The 16,629-nt window shown below is 73.5% G+C and carries 16 protein-coding genes; 6 read left to right on the top strand and 10 right to left on the bottom strand.

The features are described from left to right. Window positions 1-9 precede the first annotated feature (9 nt). Together IF43_RS0123255 and dapE are read right to left on the bottom strand one after the other, a co-directional pair. On the bottom strand, window positions 10-765 hold the full coding sequence (locus tag IF43_RS0123255) for a TIGR00730 family Rossman fold protein (protein WP_030203955.1): 756 nt from the start codon (window positions 763-765) through the stop codon (window positions 10-12). A gap of 133 nt (window positions 766-898) precedes the next feature. Beyond that, the gene (dapE, locus tag IF43_RS0123250) at window positions 899-1,984 is read right to left on the bottom strand and encodes a succinyl-diaminopimelate desuccinylase (RefSeq protein ID WP_030203952.1); all 1,086 of its coding nucleotides are present in this window, start codon (window positions 1,982-1,984) and stop codon (window positions 899-901) included. A gap of 85 nt (window positions 1,985-2,069) precedes the next feature. Here dapE and IF43_RS0123245 point away from each other — a divergent pair, with 85 nt between their 5' ends. Together IF43_RS0123245 and IF43_RS0123240 are read left to right on the top strand one after the other, a co-directional pair. Then, window positions 2,070-2,984: a hypothetical protein gene (locus IF43_RS0123245; RefSeq protein WP_234332479.1), complete on the top strand. Its 915-nt coding sequence runs from the start codon at window positions 2,070-2,072 to the stop codon at window positions 2,982-2,984. Window positions 2,985-3,229: 245 nt separating this feature from the next. Further along, window positions 3,230-3,673 (top strand): hypothetical protein, encoded by a 444-nt coding sequence (locus IF43_RS0123240; protein WP_030203948.1) that lies wholly within the window; start codon window positions 3,230-3,232, stop codon window positions 3,671-3,673. 123 nt (window positions 3,674-3,796) lie between these two features. Here the strand turns inward: IF43_RS0123240 and dapC are convergent, their stop codons facing one another. After that, a complete protein-coding gene (gene dapC, locus IF43_RS0123235; protein ID WP_030203944.1) occupies window positions 3,797-4,897 on the bottom strand; it encodes a succinyldiaminopimelate transaminase in 1,101 nt (366 codons plus the stop codon). A gap of 84 nt (window positions 4,898-4,981) precedes the next feature. After that, window positions 4,982-5,311 carry a ferredoxin gene (gene fdxA / locus IF43_RS0123230; protein ID WP_030203941.1) on the bottom strand — a complete coding sequence of 110 codons (330 nt, stop codon included), beginning with the start codon at window positions 5,309-5,311 and terminating at the stop codon, window positions 4,982-4,984. A gap of 117 nt (window positions 5,312-5,428) precedes the next feature. On the opposite strand from fdxA, the gene IF43_RS36790 reads away from it, so the two are divergent. Beyond that, window positions 5,429-6,475 (top strand): GNAT family N-acetyltransferase, encoded by a 1,047-nt coding sequence (locus IF43_RS36790; protein WP_030203937.1) that lies wholly within the window; start codon window positions 5,429-5,431, stop codon window positions 6,473-6,475. Continuing rightward, window positions 6,472-7,299 carry a transglutaminase-like domain-containing protein gene (locus IF43_RS0123220; RefSeq protein ID WP_030203933.1) on the top strand — a complete coding sequence of 276 codons (828 nt, stop codon included), beginning with the start codon at window positions 6,472-6,474 and terminating at the stop codon, window positions 7,297-7,299. Before IF43_RS36790 ends, IF43_RS0123220 begins: the two co-directional genes overlap by 4 nt. Window positions 7,300-7,396: 97 nt before the next feature. Here the strand turns inward: IF43_RS0123220 and IF43_RS0123215 are convergent, their stop codons facing one another. Further along, entirely contained in the window at window positions 7,397-10,084 is a 2,688-nt protein-coding gene (locus IF43_RS0123215; protein ID WP_158939469.1) for an ABC transporter substrate-binding protein, read from the bottom strand. A 207-nt stretch (window positions 10,085-10,291) separates the two neighbouring features. Beyond that, window positions 10,292-10,885: an ABATE domain-containing protein gene (locus IF43_RS0123210; protein WP_030203926.1), complete on the bottom strand. Its 594-nt coding sequence runs from the start codon at window positions 10,883-10,885 to the stop codon at window positions 10,292-10,294. Between the two features lie 81 nt (window positions 10,886-10,966). Here IF43_RS0123210 and IF43_RS0123205 point away from each other — a divergent pair, with 81 nt between their 5' ends. Continuing rightward, window positions 10,967-11,941 (top strand): alpha/beta fold hydrolase, encoded by a 975-nt coding sequence (locus IF43_RS0123205; protein ID WP_078910376.1) that lies wholly within the window; start codon window positions 10,967-10,969, stop codon window positions 11,939-11,941. A gap of 69 nt (window positions 11,942-12,010) precedes the next feature. Then, window positions 12,011-12,862, top strand: a complete 852-nt coding sequence (locus tag IF43_RS0123200) for an MBL fold metallo-hydrolase (RefSeq protein WP_030203922.1) — start codon at window positions 12,011-12,013, stop codon at window positions 12,860-12,862. Between the two features lie 79 nt (window positions 12,863-12,941). Here IF43_RS0123200 and IF43_RS0123195 read toward each other — a convergent pair whose 3' ends face one another. From IF43_RS0123195 to IF43_RS0123180, 4 genes are read right to left on the bottom strand one after another with little or no spacing between them, the layout of a single operon-like run. After that, a complete protein-coding gene (locus IF43_RS0123195; RefSeq protein ID WP_030203919.1) occupies window positions 12,942-13,562 on the bottom strand; it encodes a response regulator in 621 nt (206 codons plus the stop codon). Then, the gene (locus tag IF43_RS0123190) at window positions 13,559-14,758 is read right to left on the bottom strand and encodes a sensor histidine kinase (RefSeq protein WP_051795909.1); all 1,200 of its coding nucleotides are present in this window, start codon (window positions 14,756-14,758) and stop codon (window positions 13,559-13,561) included. The genes IF43_RS0123195 and IF43_RS0123190 overlap by 4 nt, the downstream gene beginning before the upstream one ends. After that, entirely contained in the window at window positions 14,755-15,498 is a 744-nt protein-coding gene (locus tag IF43_RS0123185; protein ID WP_030203915.1) for an ABC transporter permease, read from the bottom strand. Before IF43_RS0123185 ends, IF43_RS0123190 begins: the two co-directional genes overlap by 4 nt. Further along, complete coding sequence (locus IF43_RS0123180) at window positions 15,495-16,421, bottom strand: ABC transporter ATP-binding protein (protein WP_030203912.1); 927 nt, start codon at window positions 16,419-16,421, stop codon at window positions 15,495-15,497. Before IF43_RS0123180 ends, IF43_RS0123185 begins: the two co-directional genes overlap by 4 nt. Between the last annotated feature and the right edge of the window lie 208 nt (window positions 16,422-16,629).

Raw genomic sequence — 16,629 nt, 5'->3', positions numbered from 1 at the left:
GCCGGCCGGCTAGCCGGCGACTTCCTTCGTGACCAGGGTGATCGCCTCGTCCACGTCGTCCGTGACGTGGAAGAGCAGCAGGTCGTGCTCGGTGGCCTTGCCCTGGGCCACGACGGTGTCGCGCAGCCAGTCGATCAGGCCGCTCCAGTACGCCGTCCCGAACAGCACGATCGGGAAGCGCGTCACCTTGCGGGTCTGGACGAGGGTCAGCGCCTCGAAGAGCTCGTCGAGGGTGCCGAGGCCGCCCGGCAGCACCACGAACCCCTGGGCGTACTTCACGAACATCGTCTTGCGGACGAAGAAGTACCGGAAGTTCAGGCCGAGGTCGACGTGCGGGTTGAGCCCCTGCTCGAAGGGCAGCTCGATGCCGAGGCCCACGGAGATGCCGCCGCCCTCCCGGGCGCCCTTGTTCGCGGCCTCCATCGCGCCCGGCCCGCCGCCGGTGATCACGGCGAAGCCGGCGTCGACGAGTGCCCGGCCGATCGCCACGCCCGCCGCGTACTCCGGCGAGTCCGCCGGAGTACGGGCCGAGCCGAACACGCTGATCGCGGGCGGCAGCTCGGCCAGCGTGCCGAAGCCCTCGATGAACTCCGACTGGATGCGCAGGACCCGCCACGGATCGGTGTGCACCCACTCGGTGGGGCCGGCCGTGTCCAGCAGCCGCTGGTCGGTCGTGCTCCCCGCCTGCACCTGCCCGCGCCGTCGCAGTACCGGGCCGAGCTGCTGCTCCTCCGGCTTGCGCCGCGAGCCTTCGGGGTTGCCCATGACGTGCTCCCTCCTGCTGATCGTTCGGATCAGGGTAGGCACACAAGGGTGACGAAAAGCGGAATTCCGTCAAACCACGGGTCGATTCCGGGCCACAGGAGGGCGTACGCGCGCCGGGCCGCGGTGGCGGCGGTCAGAGGTCCGAGGTCAGCCAGGCGCGCAGGCGGTCCTCGCAGTAGATGATCGCCTTCGTGTCCACCCGCTCGTCGACCTTGTGCGCGAGCAGCGCGTCGCCCGGCCCGTAGTTGACCGCGGGCACGCCGAGCGCACTGAAGCGGGACACGTCCGTCCACCCGAACTTCGGCATGGGCAGGCCCCCGACGGCGTCCATGAACGCGGCCGCGGCCGGGTGCGAGAGGCCGGGCAGCGCGCCGCCGCTGTGGTCGTCGACGACGAACTCGTCCACGCCGCAGTCGGCGAACACCTCGCGGACGTGCGCCTCGGCGTCCTCCTTGGTGCGGTCGGGGGCGTACCGGAAGTTCACCGTCACCGTGCAGGAGTCGGGGATGACGTTGGTGGCGACCCCGCCCTCGATGCCCACGGCGTTGAGGCCCTCGTGGTACTCCAGGCCGTCGATCACGGGCTTGCGCGGCTCGTACGCGGCGAGCTTCGCCAGGATCGGCCCGGCCGAGTGGATGGCGTTGGAGCCCATCCAGCTGCGCGCGGAGTGGGCCCGCTCGCCCCTGGTCTTCAGCAGCACCCGCAGGGTGCCCTGGCAGCCGCCCTCGACCTGCGCGTTGGAGGGCTCCAGCAGGACGGCGAAGTCGCCGACCAGCCATTCCGGGTGCGCCGCGGCGACGTGGCCGAGGCCGTTGAGATCGGCGGCGACCTCCTCGTTGTCGTAGAAGACGAAGGTGAGGTCGCGGTTGGGCTCGGGGACGGTCGCGGCGATGCGCAGCTGGACCGCGACCCCGGACTTCATGTCGGTGGTGCCGCAGCCCCACAGCACGCCGTTCTCGTCCAGGCGGGAGGGGACGTTGTCGGCGATGGGCACGGTGTCGAGGTGCCCGGCGAGCACGACGCGTTCGGCGCGGCCGAGCGTCGTACGGGCCACCACGTTGTTGCCGTACCGGTCCACGGTCAGGTGCGGCAGGGCGCGCAGCGCCTGTTCGACCGCGTCGGCGAGGGGCTCCTCGGTGCCGCTGACGGACGGGATGTCGACGAGCCGGGCGGTCAGTTCGGCTGCGTCGAGGCTGAGGTCGAGCGCGGTATCGGGCATGCTCCCGACCCTAACGCCCCGGGGGCTCCGGGACCGGCGACGTCCGGCGGGTGGACCTCGGGAGTGGCTCGAGTACGGTGGGCCCGTGTCCGCGTCCGTGTCCGATTCCCGCCCCGCGCCCTCCCGTCGGCGCCGCCGCCGTCGTCCGCTGCGCCTGGTCGCCGGGCTGGGCGTGCTCCTCGGGATCGCCGGGTACTTCGCCGCCCAGTACGACTCGAACGGGGGCCCGGGGGCGCCCCGCTGCACGGTGCGCGCCGCGGCCGGCGGCAGCGGGGAGGGCGCCGCGTACGAGATGAGCCCCGAGCAGGCGTCGAACGCGGCCACCATCGCCGCGGTCGGGACCCGCAAGGGCCTGCCGGTGCGGGCGGTGACGATCGCGCTGGCCACGGCCATGCAGGAGTCGGGGCTGCGCAACCTGCGGCGCGGCGACCGGGACTCGCTGGGGCTGTTCCAGCAGCGCCCGTCGCAGGGCTGGGGCACGGCCCGGCAGATCCTCGACCCGGTGTACTCGGCGGGGATCTTCTACGACCGGCTCGCGGAGGTGCGCGGCTACTCGCGGCTGCCGCTGACGGTGGCGGCGCAGCGGGTGCAGATGAGCGGGTTCCCGCAGGCGTACGCGAAGCACGAGCCGGACGCGCAGCTGCTGGCCGGGGCGCTGACGGGGCGGGAGCCGGCGGCGGTGACGTGCCGGGGGCCGGTGGCGCAGGTCGCCGGGTCGGCGGTGCGGGTGCGGGCGGCGCTGGTGCGGGACTTCGGGCCGGGGGTGCTGCCGGGGGGTGCCAAGGGTTCCTCGGTGCCGGCGTCCCCGCTGGCCGTGCCGGCCGGTTCGGAGCGGCGCGGGTGGGCGGTGGCGCACTGGGCGGTCTCGCAGGCCGCCGCGCTCGACCTCGTGGAGGTCGCGTACGCCGGCCGCGTCTGGACGGCGGGCAAGGACGGCGGGAGCTGGCGTCCCGCCGAGGCCCCTTCGACGGAGGTCCTGCTCACCCCGTCCGCGGGCTGACGCCGACCCGTCCGGCACCGGACGGACGTGCGAGGGGTCGCTCCTGCGTGGGGGGTCGGGCGGACCGGGCGGAAGGATTCGGCAGGGCGCTCACCAGCGGGTCGTCGCATTTTCGACGAAGCCGATAATGCGACGCGTTACCAATCCTTTACCGAGGGCCACCGCAACCAACCCCGCCCCGGGACCTGTTGGAAGGGCGTACGTAGCTCGGCACGACGCACGACAACCCCGCTTGAAGGAGCACCATGTCCCTCCCCCTGACCCGCCGGATCGCCCGCACCGCGCTGCTGCTCGCAGCGGGAGCGGCACCCGTGGTCGGTGCGGCCGGCGCGGCGAGCGCCGCGGAGGCCCCCGCCCTCCCGCAGCTCGGCTCGCTGACGGCCCTGGACAGCGCGAACCTCGGCCAGGCAGTCGACGCCACCGCGCAGCAGGCCACCGGAGCGGCCGGCCAGGCCGGCGGCGACGCCGTCAAGAAGGGCGCTCCGGCCGCCCAGGACTCGGCCACGGACGTGGCCGGAAGCGCCACCTCCCTGGTCGGCGACGCGGCCGGCGCCGCCGGTGACACGGGCCTGCCGACCGACGCCGTCGCCGGCGGGGTGCCCGGCGGCGCCCTCCCGGCCGTCCCCGCGGCGCCGTCCCTGGGCGGGCTGCCGACCGGCGCGCTGGGCGGTGTGACCCCGCTCGGCTAGTCCGCCCGCGTAGTCCGCACGCGGCCCGGTCCTGGTCCGTACGCCGCGAAGGCCCCGGAGCGCGCTCCGGGGCCTTCCGTCGTTCCAGGGCTCCCGCGGGCCGTCGGGAGGCGGGAGGGCCGCTCAGGCCGCGCCGAGGCGCTTCACGGCCGCCGCCACGCGCTCGTCGGTCGCGGTGAAGGCCACGCGGACGAAACGGTCGCCCGCGGTGCCGTAGAAGTCGCCCGGTGCGACCAGGATGCCGAGCTCCGCGAGGTACCCGACGGTGTCCCAGCAGGGCTCGTCGCGGGTGGCCCAGAGATACAGGCTCGCCTCGCTGTGCTCGATCCGGAAGCCGTGCGCCTCCAGCGCGCCCTTGAGGGCCGCGCGCCGGGCGGCGTACCGCTCGCGCTGCTCGGTCACGTGCGCGTCGTCGCCGAGCGCCGCGACCGTGGCCGCCTGGACGGGGGCCGGGGTCATCATGCCGCCGTGCTTGCGGATCTGGAGCAGCTCGCCGAGCACGGCCGCGTCGCCCGCGAGGAACGCGGCCCGGTAGCCGGCCAGGTTGGAGCGCTTGGAGAGCGAGTGCACCGCGACCAGGCCCTCGAAGGAGCCGCCGCAGACGTCCGGGTGCAGGACGGAGACGGGGTCGGCCTCCCAGCCCAGCTCCAGGTAGCACTCGTCGGAGAAGACCAGCACGCCGTGCTCGCGCGCCCAGGCCACGATCCGGACCAGCTCGTCCTTGGGCAGGACCTTGCCGGTCGGGTTGGAGGGCGAGTTGAGCCACAGCAGCTTCAGGCCGGCCGGGTCGAGCTCGGTCGGGTCGTCGTACACCACCGGCTCGGCGCCGCACAGCCGCGCGCCCACCTCGTACGTCGGGTACGCGAGCCGCGGGTACGCCACCTTGTCGCCGGCGCCGAGCCCGAGCTGGGTCGGCAGCCAGGCCACGAGCTCCTTCGAGCCCACCACCGGCAGGACGTTCGCATGGGCGACCGACGCGGCGCCCAGGCGGCGCTCCACCCAGCCGGCGATCGCGTCGCGGAGGGCGGGCGTGCCCCAGACGGTGGGGTAGCCGGGCGAGTCCGCGGCCTCGGTCAGCGCCCGCTGGACGGGCGCCGGGACGGGGTCGACGGGGGTGCCCACGGAAAGGTCGACGAGGCCGTCGGGGTGCGCGGCCGCCGTCGCTTTGTACGGCTCCAGCTTGTCCCAGGGGAAGACGGGCAGGCGGGCGGAGACTGCGGCCACGGCGGGGTGCTCACTTTCTCGTACGGGCAGGAAAGCACATCGGTCCTGTACGGCGGGTGCGCCGTACAGGACCGGGTTGCCGGATCAGTGACCGGCGTTGATGTCGGCCGGAAGGCCGGCGACGAACGGGTGGTCGCGCTCGATCAGACCGAGCTTGGAAGCACCACCGGGCGAGCCGAGCTCGTCGAAGAACTCGACGTTCGCCTTGTAGTAGTCCTTCCACTCCTCCGGAGTGTCGTCCTCGTAGAAGATCGCCTCGACGGGGCAGACCGGCTCACAGGCACCGCAGTCGACGCATTCGTCCGGGTGGATGTACAGCGACCGCTGACCCTCGTAGATGCAGTCGACGGGGCACTCTTCGATACAGGCCTTGTCCTTGACGTCGACACAAGGCTCCGCGATGACGTAGGTCACGCTCTCGTTCCTCCTCGGTAGGGCTGTCCATATCGCGCGGGAGCGCGGCGTCGTCGATGCCCGCACCTAGTATCTCCGTTCCCGGGCACGATCCGAACAGGAGGGGCGCACAGAGCTGTGGAAATCACTGCCGGCGGACGGTTTGAAGTACGTATCACCCCGGCTGACGTGGGAAAACGCGTATCGGTTCGACGCCTCAGCCCCGAGCGGGACGGCACCGGTACCTTTACTGACACGGTCGGGGTTCTCGCATCCTGGGACGAAGGTGTGCTCGTGATCACACGACGAACCGGGGAAACCGTCCACATCGCGGAATCGACGCTGGTAGCGGGCAAGATTGTGCCCCCTGCCCCGGCCCGGCGGCGCGGTCCGGCAGCGACTTTCGAGGAGCTCGCGAGGGCCTCTGCGCGCGCCTGGCAGCCCGTGGAGGCCGAAGCGCTGGGCGACTGGCAGCTGCGCGCCGCCGCCGGATTCACCCGCCGGGCCAACTCCGTCCTGCCGCTCGGCGATCCGGGGATATCCCTCGACGATGCACTCGCGCGGGTGACGGCCTGGTACGCGGAACGAGGGCTTCCGGCGTACGTGCAGGTGGCGACCGGCGCCGCGGGCACCCAGGAGGTGCTGTGCGCCGAGCTGGAGCGGCGCGGCTGGGTGCGGGAGGTGTCGGCCGAGGTGCGGATCGCGGCCCTGGCGCCGATCGCGGACGTGGCGGCGGACCTCTCCGCGGTGCGGCTGTCGCGGACCGCGGACGCGGCCTGGATGGGCCGCTACCAGCGGTCCGGCGAGCCGGCACCCGAGGTGGCGCAGGTGCTCGGGGCCGGTCCGTCGGTGTGGTTCGCGTCGGTGGTCGAGGGCGGCGAGGGCGGCGAGGGCGCCGGGGCCGGCGAGGTGCTGGCCATCGGGCGGTGCGTGGTGGACGGCCGGTGGGCCGGGTTCATGGCCGTGGAGGTGGCGCCCGAGCAGCGGCGGCGGGGGCTGGCCACCGCGGTGATGGCCGCGCTGTCCCGGCAGGCGCTGGCGGAGGGCGCGTCGGCCGCCTGGCTGCAGGTCGAGGCGGACAACGGCGGGGCGCAGGGCCTCTACGAGGGCCTCGGCTTCGCCGCGCACCACGCCTACCACCACTTCCGGGCACCGTCCGGCGACGCCTCCGGGACCGCGCCGTGAGCCGGTGGCGGGAGGAGTTCGCCTCCGCCGCCCGCGAGGAGCGGCCCGACCTCGCACGGCTGTGCCTGCTGCTGGCCGCGGAGCTGGACCCGGGCGACCCCGGTCTGGACGAACGGGGCATCGACGAGGCCGAGATCGAGCTCGACCGGCTCGCCGGGGAGCTCCCGTACGGCATGCGCGACGCCCGCGGCTGGGCTTCGGCGCTGGCCGGGCTGCTCGGCGGCCGGTACGGCTTCCAGGGTGTGCCGGTGGACTACCAGAAGCTGGAGTCCTCGCTGCTGCACGAGGTGCTGCGGCGCCGCCGCGGACTCCCGATCATGCTCTCGGTGGTGTGGATGGAGGTGGCCCGGCGGGCGGGCGCGCCGGTGTACGGCGTGGCGCTGCCGGGGCACTTCGTGGTCGGCTTCGGCGACCCGGCGGAACGGGTGCTGGCCGACCCGTTCGCCGGCGGGCGGCCGCTGACCGGTACGGACGCCGAGCTGCTGGTGGTCGGCGCCACGGGCAGCCCGCTGGACCCCTCGCACCTGGAGCCGGCCCCGCCGCTGGCGATCGTGCAGCGGATCCTGGGCAACATCCGCGCCTGGGCCGCGGCCCGGCCGGAGCAGTCGGGGGTCCAGCTCGCGGCACTGGAGCTGGCGCTGCGGATGCCCTCGCACCCGGCCCGGCTGCGCTACGAGCGGGCGCAGCTCCTGGTCCAGCGGGGCGAGTTCCTGCGCGGGGCCGCGGAGCTGGACTCCTACGCGGCGATCGTGACGGCGTACGACCCGCCGGGCGGGGACCGGATCCGCGCGGAGGCGGCGGCGGCCCGGGCGATGCTGAACTGAGGCGGACGCCGGGGGGCGGGCCGCGGGCCGCCGCGGGCGTGGGGGGCGGGAGGGCCGCCCGGGGGCACGGGGCCCACCGGGCGGCCGGGCGACGTCGCTAGGGAGCGTCCACGGGGCAGGGGTGCGGCGTGTCCCGGCCGCCCCAGGTGGCGGGGTGGTTCAGGCCGGGCGGCTGGTCGGGCAGCAGACCGCACGCCAACAGGGTCCGCACGCTCCCGTCCGTGCGCGGCTCCATGACGTAGACCGCCTTGTTCGGCGGGTACCGGTGGCCGCTGTCCAGGGACAGCAGGCCGGAAGTGCCCGAGAAGTCCCGGATGCCGTTCGACAGCTGCTGGAGCACGTCCCCCGGCCGGACGGTCGCACCGCCGCTCTGCGACGACTTGTTCAGCCCGTAGATCGAGGTGATCGACTCGGCTGTCAGCCGGAGCGCGTCGTAGGCCCCGGCCGCGTTCCCCTCCGGCACCGGGCCGGGCCCGAAGACCGTGCGGAAGCGGGAGATGAACTCGGAGTACGGGCTGCCGGGCCTCTTCGCCCCATTGGAGTCGTTGAGCGTCACGTAGAACGGCTTCAGATGGGGGTGCTCCCGGAGCATGCGCGCGGGGTCCTGCAGGTACGCCGCGTCCACGCTTTCGGCGAAGACGGCGACCGGCTTCCCGTCCTCCTTGTTGCAGTCCGGGGCCCTGTCCAGCGTGTCGAACAGCTCCGGCATCTCGCCCGAGCGGCCCGCGTACAGGATGAACCCGCCGGAGGCCCGGACCTTGCCGCAGATCTCGTGCGCCACGGCCTTGACGTCCTGGTTGCGGTGCTCGTAGTAGGAGACGGTCACCACCTTGCCGCCCTTGTAGTACTCGGCGAACTTGGTCCGGAGATCGGAGCTGAAGAACTCGTCGTACGGGTCGTAGACCACCACCGCCGTCCGGCCGCCGTCCTTCGGCGTCGTCAACTCCGCGAGCTGCTCGGCGTGCGTGGCGAACGCGGCCATCACCTGCCCGATCCGGTCGTTCGAGGGGGACACCTGGAAGTAGGTGGGAGGGTGCCGCTCGTCCACCATCCTGCTGCCCGTGACCGAGTTGCCGATCACGGGAATGTTCGCGTCCGAGAGCTCCTCCACCGCGGCGAGCGAGGCGGGGCGGCTCTGGGTGATGCCCACCACGGCGGCGATGCCGTCCCGGTCCTGCCGATCGATGATCTGCCGCGCCACGTCGGGTCCCCGGTCGTTGCGGGACCCGTAGGCGAAGTACTGCCCCGCGTTGGCGATCAGCAGGCGTACCTGGACGACGTCGCCCACGCGGCTGTTGATCTCGGACTGCGCGGCGAGCGCGCCGCGCAGGCTCTGCATGCTGACCGGGGTGGAGTCGCCGACCTTGGTGGTCAGGGGCGCGAAGAACACCACGGTCCGGTACGGGCGCCCGCTGTGCACCGCAGCGTCGTTCTGCCGTGCCGCGATCTCCTGCAGGGCGAGCAGCTCGGTGTCCCGGCCGGGGACGCCGAAGCGGCATTGGTGTCCGTCGGTGATGCCGACGGTCTCTCCCGTGCTCACCTCGTGGCACGACGGCGCCGCCCGGTGCGCGAAGGAGTACAGGCCCCCCGCGACGAGCGCGAGCACGACGACCGGGACGGCCACGACCCGCACGTAGTCCCCCCGGCCGTTCGCCCGGACCGGGACCACCGGGTTGGTCTCCCACCAGAGGTCGGCCGGCCCGTCGTCGTCGTGTGCGGACAGCGGGACGACGTACACGGCCGACGTGCCGCGGGCGTACAGGCCCTCCACGCGGTCGCCGAGGACGGTCACGCTGCGGGGGTCGGCGGACAGGACCTGCGCGTACGAGGGCGGCTCGTCCGACACGGCGCCCAGGACCATCAGGGGCGCGGGCCGCTCGGTCCGCGCGATGTCCGCGTACGTGTCGAGCAGCTGGCGCACGGGGGTGCCCTCCCCGCCGACGTCGGGCAGGAGCAGGACGAAGGGCCAGCGCCGACGTGCCCGGTGGACCCAGAGCCAGGACGGTCTGGCGGCTCTGGACAGGTCGTTCAGCAGGGCCATGAGCAGCATGCGCTGGATCAGGGCGTGGTTGCTCCGGGAGGTACCGGCCGGGGTGACGGTCAGCGCCACGCGGAGGAAGTTGGCCCCCTTCGGGCGTCGGGAGCCGAGCCAGCGCAGGGTGCCGCGCCTGCTGAGCCACAGGCCGTAGACCCGGCGGGGCAGTCCGACGACCAGGAGCTGGACCAGGGAGCTCCAGGCGGCTGACACGAAGTTGCCGCCGGTGGCTCCGGCCAGTCCGGCCAGTGCGTTGAGTAGCGGGCGCCGGAGCAGGAGCTGGGCGTAGAGGGCGTCGCGCAGCCGCCGCCGCCTGGCCGCGGTGGGCCCGGCGCCGACCCGCACGTCGAGGGCGGCGCGGCAGGTGTGGAACCGCGGCAGCCTGAGTTCGCCGGCGCCGGGGGGCATCGCGCTCTCCAACTGCTCGACAACGGCGTCGAGCAGTTGGACGTGCTGGCCGGGCGGGTCGCGGTCCTCCTCCCCGGGTAAGGCGTCCCGCGGACTGGCGTCGTCGTCCTCGACGAGCGCGTGCGGGACGAGGTCGACCGCGGGAGTCTGCTCCGTGTCGCGGAGGCGGTCCCGGTACTCCAGGATGACCGTGCGTCCGGTGGATGCATGGGTGCGCCAGGACTCGGCGGGGTCCCGCTTGAGCAGCACGACGGGTATCCGTCGGCTCCCGCCCCGCCTGGCCGCGAACGTGTCGAACTGCTCGATGAGGTATTCGATCCCTTGGGGAAGCGGCCGCGCCACGCTGCTCCTCTGCTCGTCAGGGCGGCGGCCGGCGAAGCCCGCCGGCCTCCGGGCACACGGCCGCAGGGCAGGGCGGGGCGAGGTCACGCCCGGCGGCCGCGTGCGACCGCCCACCCCCCGGCGGCAGTGAGCTCCGTCACAGTAGCGCTACGGACGGTCACGCCAAAGGAAAATGCCCGAGATTTCGGGGACGGGCGGGGGCAGCCCCTAGGGGGCTTGGCGGCGCTCCTGCGGGACCCCCTTGTGGCGCTCGTAGTAGCGGGCCACGCGGGCGCGGTTGCCGCAGACGGAGGGGACGCACCAGCGGCGGCGGGGGTGGGCGGGCAGGAAGAGCAGCACGCAGTCGTGTCCCTCGCACCGGCGGACCCGGTCGAGCCGGGGGTCGGTCAGGAGGTCGGCCACGGCCTCGGCGAGCTCGGCGGCCAGCCGGTCGGCGAGTGGGGCGGGGCGGCGGGTGCCGGCGGTGAAGCCGTCCTCGCCCCAGGCCAGTTCGCGGTGGGCGGGGGCGGCCGCCAGGTGGCCGTTGAGGCGGTCCAGGGCGTCCGGCGGCGGGGCCTGCCCGCCCCGGGCGGACGCGATGAGGCGGGCGGCGGTGTCACGTACCGCACGCACCGCGGCCAGTTCGGGTGCGCCGACCTCCGGGACCGGGCCGGGTACGGCGGCCAGTCGGCCGGCCTGTGCCGCCAGCCAGTCCGCGAGCGCCCCGGGGGTGCCGAGGAGGTCCACCGTGCCGTCCAGGACACGGGTGTTGACCAGGTCCAGGGCGAGGGGCTCGCCGGTGAGCGGGAACGATGCCGTCATGACTCTAATGCTAACTCAGGCGGTTGACACGTTAGCCATGATCGGCGAATCTAATGCCACCACACCCCAAGGAGGCATGTGATGAGCTCGGCCCTGATCACCCACCGCCACCTCGACGTCGACGGCGTCCGCGTCTTCTACCGCGAGACGGGTCCCGCGGACGCCCCCGTCCTGCTGCTCCTGCACGGCTTCCCGTCCGGCTCCCACCAGTACCGCCGCCTGATGGCGGAGCTCGGGGGCGAGTTCCGGCTCATCGCCCCCGACTACCCCGGCTTCGGGCGCACCGAGGCGCCGGCGGACTTCACGTACACCTTCGACGCGCTGGCCGACGTCACGGAGGGCTTCGTGACCGCCCTCGGCCTCGACCGCTTCTCCCTCTACGTCTTCGACTTCGGCGCGCCCGTCGGGTTCCGGATCGCCGCCCGGCACCCGGAGTGGATCGAGGGCCTGATCGTCCAGAACGGCAACGCGTACGAGGACGGACTGTCCGACGCGGCACGGGAGTTCATCGCCCTGCGCCGTGGGAACCCGGGGGACGTCGAGCAGATCGAGGACCTGCTCACCCTCGACGGCACCCGGTTCCAGTACGAGACCGGCGTCGCCGACCCGGCACTGCTCGACCCCGACAGCTGGACCCTCGACCAGCACTTCCTGGACCTGCCCGGCCGCAAGGCGGCCCAGGTCGACCTCGCCCTCGACTACCGCTCCAACGTGGCCCTGTACCCCGCCTGGCAGGAGTGGCTGCGCGCCCACACCCCGCCGGCGCTGATCGTGTGGGGCACGGGCGACCCGTTCTTCACCGAGCCGGGTGCGCGGGCGTACCTGCGCGACCTCCCGGAGGCCGAGCTCCACCTGCTCCCCACCGGCCACTTCGCCCTGGAGGACCAGCTGCCGCGGATCGCCCCGCTGGTCGCGGACTTCCTGCGCGCCCGGGCCAAGGACGCCGGCGCCGACGCCGACGGGGCCGACGCCCAGCCGAGGCGGGACCTGCCGGCGACGCCGACCGTGCACTCCCCGTCGTTCACCGAAGCCGACCGTCACGAGTACCGCGTTTGACGTCAGACCGGCACGGGGCTGCACTGGATGCATGGACGCTGCGGCGACTCCGCCCTAGGGAGACCGGCGATGACAACCCTGGAAAGTTTCGACCTTCTGCAGCCCTACAAGATCGCCGAGGAGACCTTCGTCATCCCGTGGGCCCTCGAGGCCCCGCCGGTCGGCCACTTCCCGATGAACTCGATGGTGATCCGGGGAGCCGAACCGGTCCTCGTGGACACCGGGGCGCCCGCGGTGCGCTCCCAGTGGCTGGAGGCGGCCTGGTCCGTCGTGGATCCCCTGGACGTACGGTGGATCTTCCTCACCCACGACGACCGCGACCACGCCGGCAATCTCCTCGCGGTCCTCGCGGCATGCCCGAACGCGACCCTGCTGACGACGTGGTTCTCCATCGGCCGCATGGCCGAGGAGTGGGAGACTCCCATCAACCGGTGCCGCTTCATGACCGACGGCGACACGATCGACGTGGGCGACCGCACCCTGGTCGCCAAGCGGCCGCCCCTGTACGACAACCCCACGACCCGCGCCCTCTTCGACCCGAGGACCGATGTCCTGTGGGCCGTCGACACCTTCGCCACGAACGTGCCGACCCCCATCCCCGAAACAGCGGCGATGTCGCCGGACGAATTCCGCGACGGCCAGTTCTTCGGCGGACGCCTGGTCTCCCCCTGGGTCGCCCTGCTGGACACTCAGAAGTTCGGCACGGTCGTCACCGAATTCCAGCACCTGAACGCCGAGGTCATCGCCGGCTGCCACTGCCCGGTCCTCCGCGGCCCCCAGATCCCCGAGGCCTACGACCTCCTCCGCCAGCTCCCCGGAATGCCACCGTGGCCGGAGTTCACCCAGGCCGACCTGGACCAGTGGATGGCCGTTGCCGAGAGCTCGGTTCCGCCGGAGCAGCCGCGGCCGTCGGGCACGTGACGGCGCTGTCCCACGGCGTTGGATCTGCCGCATTCCGGCGCCTACGACCAGAAACCGCCGCTCGGCCAGGGGGCGTCCCTCAGAGCCAGCCCTTCTCGCGGGCCATGCGCACCGCCTCGGCCCGGTTGCGCACGGCGAGCTTCTGGATGGCCGTCGACAGGTAGTTGCGCACCGTGCCCTGCGACAGGTGCAGGGCGGCGGCGAGTTCCGCGTTGCTCGCCCCGTCGCCGGCCGCCCGCAGCACCTCGCGCTCGCGGTCGGTCAGGGGGTTCGCGCCCTCCGCGAGGGCGGCGGCGGCGAGGGTCGGGTCGATGACCCGCTCCCCCGCCAGGACCTTGCGCACGGCGTCCGCGAGCTGGGCGGCCGGGGCGTCCTTGACGAGGAACGCAGAGGCACCCGCCTCCATCGCGCCGCGCAGGTAGCCGGGGCGCCCGAACGTCGTCAGGACCACGATCTTCAGCCCCGGCAGCGCGGCGTGCAGCTCGGCGGCCGCCTCGATGCCGGTGCGGCCCGGCATCTCGATGTCGAGCAGTGCCACGTTCACGTCGTGGCCGCGAGCCGCCGCCAGCACCTCGTCGCCGCGCGCCACCTGGGCCACGACCTCGATGTCGGGCTCCAGCCCGAGCAGGGCGGCCAGCGCCTCGCGCACCATCGACTGGTCCTCGGCCAGGAGGACACGGATCGGGGTGGTGCCGGTCATGCGTCCGATCCTAGGGGCTGCGGCAGCGGGACCCGGGCCGCGAGGGTGAACCCGCCGGTCGCCGGGGCCGCCGACAGCCGCCCTCCGACCGCCGCCAGACGCTCCGTCAGGCCGTGCAGGCCGTTGCCGGGCTGCACCGGTCCGCCACCGGCGCCGTCGTCGCGCACCGACAGCTCCACCTCGGGGCCGTCGAGGGTCTGCCGGGCCACCAGCTCGACGGTGCAGCGGCGCGCGCCGCTGTGCCGTACGACGTTGGTGACGGCCTCCCGCAGCGCCCACGCCAGGGCCGACTCCGCCTCCTCGGGCAGCTCGGGCAGCGTCGGGTCCAGCGGCACCGCGGCCGCGATGCCGGCTGCCGTCAGTGCCGTGCGGGCGCCCGCGAGCTCGGCGGTCAGGGTCGGCCGTCGGTAGCCGCTGACGGCCTCCCGCACGTCGACCAGCGCCTGCCGGCTGACCTTCTCGATGTCGGCCACCTGCTGGGCGGCCTTCTCCGGGTGGTCGGGCAGCATGCGGCCGGCGAGCTCGCTCTTGAGCGTGATGAGTGAGAGCGAGTGGCCGAGCAGGTCATGGAGGTCCCGGGCCAGCCGCAGCCGCTCCTCGTTGGCCGCGAGGGCGGCGACGGTGGCCCGGGCCTCCCGCAGCTCGACCGTGGTCTGGATCATCTTCCGGATGGCGACCATCGCGAAGCCGCCGAGCAGAGCCGGCACCACCAGTCCCACCAGGTACTCGACACCGCCGGGCACCGCCGTCGCGGTGACGGCGAGCAGGGCGGTGGCGCCGGGCACCGTCCAGCGGGAGTACCGCGGGGGCAGCGCGGCGCCGGAGGCGATGGCCACGTACACGAAGAGCACCAGCCACTCGCGGCCGAGGGCCAGGGACAGCACGCCGGCCTGCACGGCCATGACGGCGAGCGAGAGCAGCACCCGCCGCGGCGCGAACTGCCGCACGGTACGGAAGACGAGCACCAGGTACCAGGCGACGAAGGCCGCCAGGCCGAGCGCCCCGAGCGTCACCGCCCCGGGCCCGTGGCCGCCGCTGATCATGTCGTCGACCGGCGCGCTGAGGTACAGCAGCCAGATGCCGATCCACAGGGACTTCACGACCGTCTGCCGTCGCCCCACGGGGCGTTCTCCGATGCGGACGAGGCCGGCGCCCTCGAGGGCGCCGGCCCGGTCCCGTGCGGTGTCCACCGTCATGCCTTCAGTGTGTCCTTGCGGTAGAGCCATGCGGCACCACCGGCGAAGAGGACGAAGTACACGGCGAGGACCGCGACGTCCTTGGCGTGCGGGGCGTCGCCGAGCTCGATCGCCTGGCCGAGCGCGGCGTAGGCGTGCGTGGGGAGCCACTCGGCGATGTCCTGGAGCCACTGCGGGTAGACCGTGGTGGGCATCCACAGGCCGCCGAGGATCGACAGGCCGAAGTAGATGATCATCGTGACGGGACGGGCGGTGTCGCCGCTGACCAGGTAGCCGATGGCCACGCCGAGGGCGGCGAAGACCAGGCTGCCGGCCCAGATGGCACCGGTGAGGGCGAACCACTGCCAGGCGTCGAAGCGGACGCCCTTGACGGCGGCCGCCACGACGAAGACCACCACGATGGACGGCAGGCTCACCACGGCCGCACTGGCGATCTTCGCCAGGACGTAGCCGCGACCGGGCAGGGCGGTCAGCCGGAGCTGGCGGACCCAGCCCTTCTCGCGCTCCTTGGCGATGCGCTCGCTGTTGCCCATCAGGACCGCGGTCAGGGCGCCGAACGAGGCCATGGCGACCATGTAGAAGGCGGCCATGGTGAGCTCGGTGCCGAAGACCGGGATCTTGCCGTTCTGGGTGCCGCCGATCATCAGGAACAGCGCCGCCGGGTAGATGACGGTGAAGAACAGGAACTTCTTGTTGCGCAGCGCCCGGGTGATCTCCAGGCGGACCAGTGCGGTGCTCATGAGCGGGCCTCCTCGGCCTCGGTGAGGGCGATGAAGGCCTGCTCCAGGCCCAGCCCGGCGACTTCCAGGTTGCGGGGGTAGAGGCCGGCGGCGTAGACGGCGTGCACGGTGGCGTCCGCGTCGGCGGACTGCAGGCGGACCGTACGGCCGTTGACCTCGAGCCGCGTGAGGAACGGCAGCCGGCGCAGGGCGTCCTCGTCGACGGGGTCGGTCAGGTCGAAGGAGATCCGGCGGGCGCCGGCGCGGGCCTTGATCTCGGCGGCGGTGCCGTCCGCGAGGAGCCGGCCGCGGTGCAGGACCAGGACGCGGTCGGCGATCGCGTCCGCCTCCTCGAGGTAGTGGGTGGCGAAGAGGACCGTGCGCCCCTGGTCGGCCTGCTCCCGCATGGTGGCCCAGAAGGCCTGCCGGGAGGTGACGTCCATGCCCGTGGTCGGCTCGTCGAGCACGATCAGGTCGTTGGCCCCGGCGGTGGCGAGGGCGAAGCGGACGCGCTGCTCCTGGCCGCCGGAGAGCTTGTCGACCCGGCGGTCGGCGATCTCGGTGACGCCGGCCCGGGCGAGCACCTCGTCGACCGGGTGCGCCTTCGGGTGCAGCGAGCAGCCGAGGGAGACCAGTTCGCGGACGGTGACCTCCTCCATGAGGCCGCCGCTCTGCAGCATGGCGCCGACCCGGCCGCCGGAGATGGCCTGCTGGGGGGTGCCGCCGAAGAGGCGGACGGTGCCGGAGTCGGGGGTGCGGAGGCCGAGCAGCAGGTCCAGGGTGGAGGACTTGCCCGCGCCGTTGGGGCCGAGCAGGGCGACGGTCTCCCCTGCGTGGAGTTCGAGGGAGAGGCCGTCGACCGCGCGGACGGGGCCGTAACTCTTGGTCACGTTCTCGAAGTGCACCACGGAGGTGGCGGTGCTCTTCACGGTCGTCGTCGTCATGGCCCAAGACTCGCCCGCGGAGGGGTCCCGGCGGCAGTGTCGGGCGTCGTCGGTCCGGCATGACAGATGTCATGCCGACGGGGTGACGGCCTGCCGGTGCGCACGGCGGAGCCCCCGCCGGGTGCCGGCGGGGGCTCTGTCGTACGGTGCGCGGCCGTGGGCCGTGGCCGTGCGGGGGCCGCCCCGTGGTGCGTGGTGCGTGGTGCGT

This window comes from Streptomyces sp. NRRL S-87 (assembly GCF_000719335.1).
Taxonomy (GTDB): Bacteria; Actinomycetota; Actinomycetes; order Streptomycetales; family Streptomycetaceae; genus Streptomyces.
The sequence above is the reverse complement of the archived record's forward strand: the minus strand, read 5'-3'. Positions and strand labels throughout refer to the sequence as shown.